This is a genomic window from Gluconobacter sp. R75690, from assembly GCF_015244525.1.
Taxonomy (GTDB): Bacteria; Pseudomonadota; Alphaproteobacteria; order Acetobacterales; family Acetobacteraceae; genus Gluconobacter; species Gluconobacter potus.
In genome coordinates, this window is the sequence record NZ_JABCQB010000004.1 from 317,236 (window position 1) to 327,761 (window position 10,526).

Here is a 10,526-nt window from a genome sequence, read left to right on the forward strand (position 1 = left end):
CATTCAGATCAGTCGGTTGCGTTCATCGAACCGTCAGTGGCTGTTGGGTTTAAATCAAATGGCCTCCGTAGACGCAGCGTGGTTCACTGTGAAAGGTCCTTCCTAGCGCCATCCTTGGGATTTTTCGTAATCGGTAATCGCCTCCCGGATGCCTGCCAAAAGATCCGCAATACACCCTTGTAAATTCACCATTCTGGTTTCAAGAACGTCAGGCAAAGTCGGCGGATTGAGAAAATCATCACCGCGTTCCGTGTTGATCCCGAGATTTTCGCCACCACCAAACAACACAAACCCATTATTTCTGATGTTGATCGATCCTGCATCCAGCGCAGCTTTGTGAGCAATGATATCGCGCGTGGATCGGCCCTTCTGATCACCAATGACGAAGGAGAAATGGGGCATATATCTTTTCAAAATAGGGGCCAGGACCGCTGATACGGTAGTCGGATGGGACTTCAGGATATTTTTCGCAAACCGATTGAACGAATCCTGAGATTCATTGAAATACGTCGACAAGCCATAGGATAGATAATCGAGCGCCCTTCGGTATGACAGGACGAACGATCTATACTCGAAATCGATTTTCGCAGTATTTCCTATGCACATTGTCGATCCAAGGGGAATCTGACTTGAAATATTTCTGTCCGCGAGTTCTTTGCGTAAGCGAGTATCCATATCCCGGATCAAGTCTAGTCTATAATAGCACTCTGCCATGGCCCGTTCACAATATTCGACGCCATTCGAAAAGCGTCCATATTTCTTAATTTCGTCGCTCTTGGACAAGCGCCATTGCTCGATAAAATATGGCTTTGTATTGAGCCAATTTCTAAAATCGACAAATGGCGATCGTAGTCCGGGGGCCATCTCGTAACCGGAGATTGCATTGATCGCATGCATCGTGTCGACGATCTTGTCCCCGAGGTAAGGTCGCAATTGGTTAAGGTCAAACCTTTGATCAGCGGTAGTTGATTCATTCGTTGACATGTTGGTCCTTTCAATTGCGATACGCGCCTGTTGTAGGACAACAAGCTTGATTAGCCGCTGACGAGATATCGACCAACCCTGATCGATCTGAACGGACTATGGAAGACAGGAGGCATTCAAGGCTAGCGTCGCTGACATTTGCTTTCTGGATGATCATCAACAGAATCTGAAGGTCGCGACTGTCTCCAACCCAACCGATTGAGATAAGCATGCGAATGTCAGTTCTCGGGAAACCGTGTCAAGGGCCTGAATTTCCGAGATGAGGCGTAAGAGCCCTTTTGGAAATTCACGGATGAGCGTTTCGGCGTAGCATGAGGCTTCCCATGGCGATGTGGATCATGGCCTCTGCGACGTCGATCCGCTGTTCGTAGTCCTTCACAAGGCGACGCCAGCGGATCATCCAACCGAAGGTCCGTTCCACAACCCACCGACGCGGCAGGATTTCAAACCCTTTTGCTGTATCTGACCGCCGGATGACCTCGACTGTGAAGTCGAGAAAGGCGGCTTTGTCCATCAACTGCAAGCGGTCATAGGCCCCATCTGCGAACAGGTGCTTCACCCACGGCCAGCGTTTACGAATGGCATCAAGGATCATCTGTCCTCCTGCACTGTCCGAAATATCGGCTGTTGTCAGCTGAACCAGGAGAAGGCGGCCATCCGTATCAACTGCGATGTGACGTTTCCGACCGACGATCTTCTTGCCTGCGTCATAACCACGTGTCTTTGCGTGGGGTGCCTTGATACTCTGGCTATCAATGACACCACCCGATGGACTGGTTTCGCGTCCTGCCGCTTCACGATCAAGCATCAGACAGACATCATGAATGGTCTGGAACAGGAAACGGCGCATGTTCTGAAAAGCATAGATTGGCCCGATTGGCCAGTTTATGATGTTTTGAAAGCATAAATGGGCCGGCTGCTCGTGATCACTTCAGCATAAGTTGGCTGCAGAAGGCAGCTTGTCACAGCTGCATGGTTGGGTCGCCGCCTCCCGGCGCTACATATAGGCGGGTGCTTTAGGGCTACTTTTCGGCTGGCGGTTTTGTCGACTGCTCGGGAAGCCTCGTGTGGGGTTGATCGAAAAATTCACGTTGCATTTCAAGAAACCGGTACTTCGGTTCTTCCACCCGCTTGCGATAAGCCGGCGAAAGACACCACACCAGCACCACGGCGAGGACACATACGAGCAAGGCAATGACGATGAAGGCAAACATGCAGCGGTCCCTCGATCAGGTAACGATGGTGACATTCGCCATCAGGGCTTGTTCACTGGCGCCGCGGCTTTCAGCGAACCCTGTTCGGCTGCCTGCCCGTATAGCGAGCGCACATAAGCGGCCAGCGCTTGGCGGTCCGGTTCGCTGAGCGTTGGAAAAGCAAGCATGGCCGTTCCGGGAACACCCACGCGGAGTACGCGGTCAATCTCGCTCACGTCGGGCTGGAGATGCCGGAAGTTGTAGGGCCGCGGTTTGAACGCAAGCGATGCCGGACCGTCGCCACCGCCGCCGACGCCGTGACATGCCGTGCAGTTTTGCGCATACAGTTCTACACCCCGCGAGACGCCGCCGGGCTCGGACGTTGCCGGTTCTGCGGCCGCATGTAGTGTCGACACGAAGGCCCCAAGGTCAGCGACCTGCTGTGCGGTCAGGTCTCGCCAGGCCGGCATCGAGCTACCAACGACTCCATCATGCAAAATGCCGGCAAAAGCGCCTTCGCTGTAACGGAACACGGTGAGGTTGGTAGGGTGTGGCAGCAACGATGCGCTAGCCACCGACGCGCCATTGCCCAGCGCACCGTGGCAGCCTGCACAATTCTGTGCGAACAGCGTTGCCCCCCGATTGGCGACCCCTGTTGGAGAAAGCGTCCGTGGCAGTTCCCTGCCAGGACTCGCCAAATGCGCGCGTGCGCCATTCGCGTCCAGCGATGCATCGCTGTCAGGCTGCATGCCCGGCATGGCTTCATTGGGCGCATCGTGCGCGGCGCTCCCCGCCTGCATGCGTGCGCGGCCCAAGGTTTTCATATAGGCCAGCAGATCCTTGGCCACGTCGGTTGGCTGGTTGGGGCTGCCTTTGAACATCCAGGCAAAGCCGGGCATCACCGAGCCCGGAACGATGAGCCGTGGATTGTAGAGGTGGGTCAACTGCCAGTCGTCGCTGCGGACTCCGGATTCACGCGCGAGGTCGGGCCCGATTCGTCGGGTGCCCCACAGCTGCGGCGACTCGAACTTGGTTTCCCATGGTGTGGTCGGCGGTCCCCAGCGACGCACGTCCTCGGGCGTGCTGCGCACCTGCTCGCTATGGCAGTACGCGCAGCCCTGGGTGCCATAGGTAATACGGCCTCTGGCCTCGGCCGGCGTGAAGGGAGCCAGCGTCAACGGCGCATGATCATGGATCGATTTCTCCAGCCGTAAACCAGGCAGGATCCCGAGCGCCACGACAGACAATACGAAGAAGCCGATGCCTGCCACAAAAAGAATCATCTGGGCGGCGCCAAACCAGCGTTTGCGCGGCAGCAGGCTCATGCTGGCACCCGCGCCGCGGCGGTAACACGTGGGCCGCTCAGCATGGCAGCAATCAGGAAACCGAAGCCGGCCAGAATAGGGACGGCCGAAACAACGCGCCACCACCAATACGGCATCGATGCACGCACCGAATCCATCCACGGCACGTGCTCGCCCCACAGCTCGCCCTGCACCAGTCCAGCCATCGTCAGGTCGGCGACCATCAGCGTCAGTCCACCCAGAATCAGCCAGAACGCGGCATTGGCACGACCATTGTGATAGCGCGCGCCGGGCGTGCGCTGCCACGCATGCAGCAGGGCACCGATAGCAATGAAGCTGGCAAAGCCGAGCATCGCCAGATGCGAGTGGCCGATTACCCAGTCACTGAAATGAATCAGCCGCTGCACAGGCATTGCGGCCTGTCCCGCACCCTGGATGCTCACCAGCAGGTAAAACACCACGCCCACCGTCACAAAACGCAGAGGTACGTCGCGCATCGCCATGGCGCCGGATCCGCGCAGCGACATCAGCTGATTGAACACCACCATGATGACGTCGACGCCCAGCAGCATCGAAGCAGCAATCGCTGCGCGCTGGGTATCCATCGGAATGGCCGAGTACACGTAGTGATGTGTGCCATTGAGAGGGTAGACAAAAAACAGCACCCAGAACCCGAGCATCGACAGAAAGTGGCTGTAGACCGGCTTGCCGGTCACGGCGGGGATGACGTAATACGACATGGACAGGATAAAAGGCGTCACCAGCAGGCCGACCGCGTCGTGGATCCACAAGCCGCTGAACGCCGCTCCCACGGCGCCGGGAGTGAACTCGGGAATCAGGCTGCCCATCGGAAACGACAGCAGGGTAAACACGCCGCCACCCAGCGCATACCACGCCGAAATGTACAGTCGATCGCGCTCAGGCCCGCGCACGATCGGCCAAAGAAACTGGACCCCGAGCAACACCAGGCACAGTTCCGTCATCGCATTGATGAGCAGCGGAAACTCGGTCCATTCCAGTGGTTTGATCGCCAAGAGCCAGTGCGGCAGGTTCGCCTCGACTAGCGCCCAGCCCGGCAGCACCATGCCGAAATTCCACAGCACGAACAGCGTCCAGCCCAGGCCTCGGCTGGTCACCGCACGTCCCGACAATCGCGGCGTGGCGAAATACAGAAAAGCCAGAAACGCGTTACCCAGCCAGCCGAACATGATGCCCTGCGTATGGTTGTAACGCAGCAGACCCCAGGTCGCCCACGGTTCGCTACCAAGAAAATTCGGCAGCACGAACTTGATCGCGACGACGGTGCCGAAGACCGCTGACAGGATCAGCGTAGTCAGGGCCGCAAGCCCATGCGCACGCAGCAGCCCGTGTTCGGTGCCGGCCAACGTCCCGGTGATCGGCAGATCGAGTTCGCTGTCGCCGTGTGTATCTATCGCCACACTGCTCATGGATTGGGCGCGCCTTTCATGGTCGTACCGCCGGATGGCACCGATGCGCTGCCGAGCACATGACCGTTGACCGTCTTGCCGTACATCGAACTGGCCGAATCATGAAACTTGGCGCGGGTTGCCTCCACGGTTCCCAGATAGCGCGGATCCTGTGGACGATCCTGACTATTCATATAGGTCGCCACGTCCCAGGCGTCCTGATCAGAGAGGGTGTTACCGCGACTGAGCGGCATGTTCGCCTTGATGAAGGCTGCTGCGTTCTTGATGCTGCCCATGCCGGCGCCCCAGTTGAACGACCCTGGCCCCCACAGGGCAGGAAATGCCATGCTGCCATCGGCGGCGATCTGACCGCCTCCGTCCTTGGCATGGCAAAGCGCGCATTTGGCCTCGTAGACGGTCTGCCCGCGGGCGTAGTCGGCAGGCAGCGGAGGTTTGTCGAGTTTCGGATAGCCACGGCCGGGAAGCTTGTCATCCACCGGCGCGCCTTTCGCCAGCCAGTAGGCGTAGGTCTCCAATGCCACGAGTGTCTTGTCACCCAACGGCGGCGCCTTCCCGTTCATGCTGAACTTGAAGCAGCCCTGCAGGCGTTCTTCGAATGTATTGACGTGACCATTCTTGGCTCGGTAAGCAGGATACGCCACGTACGCGGCCCACATCGGCGCCGCGCCGGCCTTACGGCCAGCGTCCAGGTGACAGCTGCTGCAGTGCAGCTGATTGCCGACAAACTCGGGCGCGTTCTCTTTCGGGTGCTCGAAAATCTGTTCGCCCAGGCTCACCATCTTGCCGAAATCGTCCTTTGGCATGGATGCCTCCGAAGGCGGCGCAAAGGGCTTCTTCTCGGGCTTCGGCGCCGCCGGTTTGGCAACGACGACCGCGACCGGCTTTGGTTCGTCGGCCTCGTGGTAACCCGAAATGAAAATGGTGCCACCGGCGATAGCCAGTACACCGACAACGGCGGCGATAACGTAAGAGGTTTTCATGGCTTTTCCCCGGGTGTGGCAGGTGTCTGCTCACTGAAGTAATCGGCCACGGCCTGGACTTCGGCATCGGACAGTTTTTTCGCGATGCCGCCCATCAGGCCCAGCGGACCGGCATCGCGTGTACCCTTGCGCCACGCCTGTAGCTGGTTCACCAGATACAACGATGACTGCCCGGCGAGTGCTGGGAAGTTCGCGCCCACGCCCACGCCGCCCTGACCATGGCACGAGCTGCAAGCGGGCACGCCATCGGACCAGCGCCCGCGGTTAGCCAGCTGCTCGCCTATGCTGGAAGCAGTATTACCTGCAGTCCCGGAAGCAAGCGGCGTGACCTTGGTCGGAACCGGCAATTGCGTGTAATACGCTGCCAGTGATGCCATCTCGTCGGCCGACAGAGCTTTGGCGATAGGCGTCATCATGGCGTTTTGCCGCTGTCCGCTGGCGAAATCGGTCAGCTGGTTCTGCAAGTACTCAGGCGGCAAACCGACTAGCCGGGGGAAGCCTGCCACCGCGTTGCCTTCGCTCATAACGCCGTGGCAGCTCGCACAGGGCGGAGCGCCATGGCCGTTGCCAGCATTTGCAATTTGCGCGCCCTGAGTCATGTTAGCCGCCGCGACGCTGCTAGTCATCAGAAGGACGAGAATCAGCAGGCAGGCGCGCAGTTCAATGGGCAGGCGCATGATCGCTCCAGCCATAGCGGGCAAAGATTTTATATCCTTCGGGGCTTTTCAGAAACGCCACGAAACCGGTGGTCGCCGCATCCTTCTGGCCCTTGGCCGTCAGCGCTACGCCGCAGTCGCGGTAAATGGCGTGGTCGGCATCCAGCGGTACGACGTCGGCAATGCCCGGATTGGCCTTGGCCCAGATTGCATAGATGATCCACGCATCTACGCTCGCATCCTGCGTCCAGCGCGCCTTCGCTTTGGCGCTGTTCGGCGCGTAGAAAACAATGTTGTGACGCAACGCCTGCAACGTGCGGATGTCGCCGTCACGTCCGGCGATGTCTTCCCACATGCCGACCTGACCGGCACCGTTGACCACCATGACGCGCATACCCGGCTTGAGCAGGTCAGTGAAGCCACCGACATGCCGCGGGTTGCCGGGACGAACCAGAATAGCCGCTGGTCGCAGATACAGTGATTCGATGGTCCCGTCGAGCATCGCGCCACCGAACTGCGTGACGAAGTCACTCATCATCGCTTCCGAGCCGCTGTAGATCAGGTCGCCATCCTTTTTGAAATCGTCGGCCCAGGCGTCGGTGGGGCCAGCCGTGACGATGACCTCCACGCCGTGCGCATCGCCATAGGCTTTGGCAGCGGCTTTCATGGCAGGCGCCGGACCACCCGGGCCATAGATGTGGATGACTTCCGCCGCATGGGCGCTGCCCAGTGATACAGCGAAACAGAAGACTGCAGCGATGGCCCGTTTGATCATGCCGTGTACCCCTACGTTAATGCAGCGTCAACACCCGAATTATTTTTTGCCGCCGCCCGCGTAGGCCTTGAAGCCATAGCGTTCGAAGATGGCCAGCCCTTCGGGTGAGCGGACAAACTGCAGCCACTCACGGCCGGCTTCCTTATGCGCCGCGTCTTTCACCACCGCACCGCCGTAGATCGCCGTGCTGTTTTCTGATGCCGGAATATCCACGTGCGAAATGGGATGCCCGGCCTGCTCCTGGAATATCGCTTCCGATTGCCAGGTCACGCCGGCTTCGGCCCTTCCCTGCATGATCCACAGCGGCGTCTGACGATGGTGGATGTGCGTCAGCACGGTACTGCCGTCCTTCCGCTTCGTTTCGTAGACCATGGTTGCCAGCGATGGACCGCCCGCCTTGGTCAGCGCATCGGTGATCTGGCGAGAAATGCCCTCGAACTCCGGGTTCGGCATGGCCAGCTTGATATTAGGCTTGGCCAGATCAGCCAGCTTGGTAATGTGCTCGGGGTTGCCCTTTGCAACCATGATGGTGAGCGTGTTGGTGACGTAGGGCACAGCCGGCGCGTCGAGCGTGCCGTCGGCGACAAACTGCTGAACCTTCTTCAGACCTGCCAGATAGACATCCGGCTTGACCGTCCAGGTCATGTTACCGACAGTAACCGTGCCGCCGGCCTTCAGCTGTTTCATCAGCAAACCGGGGGGAATGGTCTCCCAGTAGATACGGCCCTTGAACTCGGGATGCAGTTTTTCGAACGCCTGCACTAGCGGCGCCATCGCAAAAAAATAGTTGCCACCGACGTACAGCGCAAGTTTGGGGTTAACCGGGTCACCGTGGAAATCGGCGAGATTGTCCGCATCAGGCACGGTAAAGTCGAAGCCGCGATCCGTGGCGTCGTCGTTGGCGCCGTTCTGCCAGGGCGGCGACAACGCCTCGTTGAAACGTTGCGAAGAAGCGTCCTGCGCCATGGATGGACTGGCGAGCGAGGTAAACAGTGCGCACAACAGACCGGCAGCCAGAGTCGACTGTTTCAACATGATGTATCTCCAAAGAAACGCATTCGAATTGGACAAGGAAATGGCGGACCGATCCTTACATCGGCATCAGGTCGTAACCCTCGTGCTCCAGCGTGGTAATCGTGGTCAGCCCGGACAGCGCGGTGGTGACCGACTTGTCCACATCTGCGTAAGTGAACTGATGCTCTGCGACGGCCTGGCCACAGACCGCCACATCCACGCCAGCCTTGCGCAGCGAGGCAATCAACGGCAGGTTGGGATTGGCACTGCCGAACTTGGCCCGATACGCTTCGTCACTCAGGGCCAGCGACGTCGCTTCGCCATAAGCAATGGCCACAAATTTCAGGTGCGAAACCGGCACGCCTGATGCGACATACAGATTGACGGTGCGGGCCACGTGATCCAGCGACGGATTCACGTCGGCCGGCGTCTTTGAGCCCTTGGTCAGCGAAAACACGATCTTGTAGGTCGCATCTTTTTCGGGCTTGTAGGCCGCGTTGGGCAGCATGTGCATCTTGCCGTAACTCTGGATGGTCGGCGTGGTCCAGAAACCTGGGTCTGAAAAGTTATGCTGGGCAAACGCAGTGGAGGCGGCAAGTGCGAGATTGACAAGGACGAAGATCTTGGCAAAACGGCGCATGGTCGATAATCCTGTTGGTGGGTGAGTAGGATGCCCCAATCTGAAATGCAACTCGAATGCAAGTTACTGCGTAGTGCCATATCATTTTGATATGAATGACGTTCATCGCTTATTCTCTTTTGCGCGATAATTGCGGCTGACAACCTCATTAAGGTCGCCAGGCACGCCTTCATTTCCCAGCCGGCGCTTTTGTAGCAAAGACCTACTTGGCGTAGTGTTGCTCGAACGGCTATTTGCGGCATACCGATGACGCATTCGGGAGATATGATGCGCAACTACGCCACCCGCTTATTCGCCATGGAGCGCACCGCTTAGGCGGCCGAACGCGGAATTGTCGACGTGGGTAGGCCAGCCTATAATCAGGCCCAGAAACACTATAGGCACCTATATCCTGCTGGTGATTCTCGCCATCTATCGGTTACGCCTTTTTGCTAGCGCGATCGCGCTGTTTGGCGCGACGCACCGGGCACTGTCAATAAGAGAAAAAGCATTTGGGTAAACTCGGGGCCAGAACGCGCCGGTTAGACGACTCCAAGGCCGTGAACGCGAGGGTGCTTGGGCTCCACGCCGCCCATATTTCATCGTTGACGCGTTACGTGGAGGCACAGTCCCGGCCAGGAGAATCCTTGCCTTACTTTGACCCCCTCGACGGCGGCGTCCATGCCTCCATGCTCGTTCTCCTTGAACGGCCCGCTCGGCATCCGATGCGACCGCGGTTTGTGTCTCGGGACAATCCTGGTCCGGCTCAGCAGAATCTCAAACGGTTTTTGCTGGAGGCCAACGTGCCGCGCAAGATGACGGTGCTTTGGAACCTGATCCCCTGGCTTCCGCCGGACGATCATCCGGTCAGCTCGGTTCGCCGGGCAGACATTGCTGCGGGATTGGCCGCACTGCCCGTTTTGCTTGGGCTGTTGCCCGCTCTGCGGGTCGTCGTACTAGCGGGCCGCACCGCGTCTGGCGCCATACCCACCGTCCACCAATGGCGCCCGGAAATCCCCATCTTGACGATGCCGCATCCTAGCCCTTTGTCGGTCAACCAGCATCCCGAGGTCGCCCGACGCATCGTGAGCGCGCTGCGCCAGGCCCGTCGCCTCACCCGTCAATCAGCCGCCGTTGCTTTTAATGAGGCGATGCACGGTGAAACAAACAGGTCGCCCCGATAAGCCCCGGCCACGGTACGACCCGCGACGATGATCCAAAGCAACGCAAGCATGGCGCCAAGGCATGTCCCGACGATGTTGAAAAAACTCAGATGGAGCAGGGCCCCCAGCTTCAGCGTGGCAACGGTGTAGACCCCCAGTGGAAAGGTAAAGCCCCACCAGCCCAAGTTGAATGGCATGGAAGCCCGCATGTAGCGCACCGTGATGAGCATCGCCATGAGCATCCACCACAAGCCGAGCCCCCATAGCAGTAAGCCGGTAGAGGCCATCGTGTGGATGGTACGCTAAACAACGTTTGGCATGAACAATAAAGGAACGATCAGGCGGCACGAGCCTGTTTCGACAGATTGAGCGTCTTGCGGCCCGCAGAAG

Annotated in this window: 11 protein-coding genes and 1 pseudogene; 1 reads left to right on the forward strand and 11 read right to left on the reverse strand. The window is 58.7% G+C overall.

Annotated features, from left to right (window positions below):
• Positions 1 to 102: 102 nt before the first annotated feature.
• From HKD27_RS07125 to HKD27_RS07170, 10 genes and pseudogenes are all read right to left on the reverse strand, one after another.
• A complete protein-coding gene (locus HKD27_RS07125) occupies positions 103 to 984 on the reverse strand; it encodes a hypothetical protein (RefSeq protein ID WP_173575030.1) in 882 nt (293 codons plus the stop codon).
• A gap of 286 nt (positions 985 to 1,270) precedes the next feature.
• Positions 1,271 to 1,831, reverse strand: a pseudogene (locus tag HKD27_RS07130) (IS5 family transposase); the annotation flags it as partial.
• A 175-nt stretch (positions 1,832 to 2,006) separates the two neighbouring features.
• A complete protein-coding gene (locus HKD27_RS07135) occupies positions 2,007 to 2,198 on the reverse strand; it encodes a hypothetical protein (protein ID WP_010516191.1) in 192 nt (63 codons plus the stop codon).
• 41 nt (positions 2,199 to 2,239) lie between these two features.
• The gene (locus HKD27_RS07140) at positions 2,240 to 3,502 is read right to left on the reverse strand and encodes a cbb3-type cytochrome c oxidase subunit II (RefSeq protein ID WP_010516192.1); all 1,263 of its coding nucleotides are present in this window, start codon (positions 3,500 to 3,502) and stop codon (positions 2,240 to 2,242) included.
• Positions 3,499 to 4,929: a cbb3-type cytochrome c oxidase subunit I gene (locus HKD27_RS07145; RefSeq protein ID WP_062446546.1), complete on the reverse strand. Its 1,431-nt coding sequence runs from the start codon at positions 4,927 to 4,929 to the stop codon at positions 3,499 to 3,501. Before HKD27_RS07145 ends, HKD27_RS07140 begins: the two co-directional genes overlap by 4 nt.
• A complete protein-coding gene (locus HKD27_RS07150; protein ID WP_010516197.1) occupies positions 4,926 to 5,909 on the reverse strand; it encodes a c-type cytochrome in 984 nt (327 codons plus the stop codon). Before HKD27_RS07150 ends, HKD27_RS07145 begins: the two co-directional genes overlap by 4 nt.
• The gene (locus HKD27_RS07155) at positions 5,906 to 6,586 is read right to left on the reverse strand and encodes a cytochrome c (protein ID WP_228518364.1); all 681 of its coding nucleotides are present in this window, start codon (positions 6,584 to 6,586) and stop codon (positions 5,906 to 5,908) included. Before HKD27_RS07155 ends, HKD27_RS07150 begins: the two co-directional genes overlap by 4 nt.
• On the reverse strand, positions 6,570 to 7,340 hold the full coding sequence (locus HKD27_RS07160) for a substrate-binding domain-containing protein (RefSeq protein WP_010516201.1): 771 nt from the start codon (positions 7,338 to 7,340) through the stop codon (positions 6,570 to 6,572). Before HKD27_RS07160 ends, HKD27_RS07155 begins: the two co-directional genes overlap by 17 nt.
• 39 nt (positions 7,341 to 7,379) lie before the next feature.
• Positions 7,380 to 8,375, reverse strand: coding sequence for a substrate-binding domain-containing protein (locus HKD27_RS07165; RefSeq protein ID WP_010516202.1), 996 nt, complete (start codon positions 8,373 to 8,375; stop codon positions 7,380 to 7,382).
• A 55-nt stretch (positions 8,376 to 8,430) separates the two neighbouring features.
• On the reverse strand, positions 8,431 to 8,994 hold the full coding sequence (locus tag HKD27_RS07170) for a DsrE family protein (protein WP_010516204.1): 564 nt from the start codon (positions 8,992 to 8,994) through the stop codon (positions 8,431 to 8,433).
• A 704-nt stretch (positions 8,995 to 9,698) separates the two neighbouring features.
• Between HKD27_RS07170 and HKD27_RS16750 the strand changes: the two genes are divergently transcribed.
• On the forward strand, positions 9,699 to 10,157 hold the full coding sequence (locus HKD27_RS16750) for a uracil-DNA glycosylase family protein (protein WP_370544252.1): 459 nt from the start codon (positions 9,699 to 9,701) through the stop codon (positions 10,155 to 10,157).
• Here HKD27_RS16750 and HKD27_RS07180 read toward each other — a convergent pair.
• Positions 10,094 to 10,423, reverse strand: a complete 330-nt coding sequence (locus HKD27_RS07180) for a hypothetical protein (RefSeq protein ID WP_062446550.1) — start codon at positions 10,421 to 10,423, stop codon at positions 10,094 to 10,096. The genes HKD27_RS16750 and HKD27_RS07180 overlap by 64 nt on opposite strands.
• Between the last annotated feature and the right edge of the window lie 103 nt (positions 10,424 to 10,526).

What these genes read in the sequence shown, in the direction of transcription:
- HKD27_RS07140 (WP_010516192.1), bottom strand. Translation starts at nt 3,502, where the DNA reads ATGAGCCTGCTGCCGCGCAAACGCTGGTTTGGCGCCGCCCAGATGATT.
- HKD27_RS07165 (WP_010516202.1), bottom strand. Translation starts at nt 8,375, where the DNA reads ATGTTGAAACAGTCGACTCTGGCTGCCGGTCTGTTGTGCGCACTGTTT.
- HKD27_RS07150 (WP_010516197.1), bottom strand. Translation starts at nt 5,909, where the DNA reads ATGAAAACCTCTTACGTTATCGCCGCCGTTGTCGGTGTACTGGCTATC.
- HKD27_RS16750 (WP_370544252.1), top strand. Translation starts at nt 9,699, where the DNA reads ATGCGACCGCGGTTTGTGTCTCGGGACAATCCTGGTCCGGCTCAGCAG.
- HKD27_RS07125 (WP_173575030.1), bottom strand. Translation starts at nt 984, where the DNA reads ATGTCAACGAATGAATCAACTACCGCTGATCAAAGGTTTGACCTTAAC.
- HKD27_RS07180 (WP_062446550.1), bottom strand. Translation starts at nt 10,423, where the DNA reads ATGGCCTCTACCGGCTTACTGCTATGGGGGCTCGGCTTGTGGTGGATG.
- HKD27_RS07155 (WP_228518364.1), bottom strand. Translation starts at nt 6,586, where the DNA reads ATGCGCCTGCCCATTGAACTGCGCGCCTGCCTGCTGATTCTCGTCCTT.
- HKD27_RS07145 (WP_062446546.1), bottom strand. Translation starts at nt 4,929, where the DNA reads ATGAGCAGTGTGGCGATAGATACACACGGCGACAGCGAACTCGATCTG.
- HKD27_RS07135 (WP_010516191.1), bottom strand. Translation starts at nt 2,198, where the DNA reads ATGTTTGCCTTCATCGTCATTGCCTTGCTCGTATGTGTCCTCGCCGTG.
- HKD27_RS07170 (WP_010516204.1), bottom strand. Translation starts at nt 8,994, where the DNA reads ATGCGCCGTTTTGCCAAGATCTTCGTCCTTGTCAATCTCGCACTTGCC.
- HKD27_RS07160 (WP_010516201.1), bottom strand. Translation starts at nt 7,340, where the DNA reads ATGATCAAACGGGCCATCGCTGCAGTCTTCTGTTTCGCTGTATCACTG.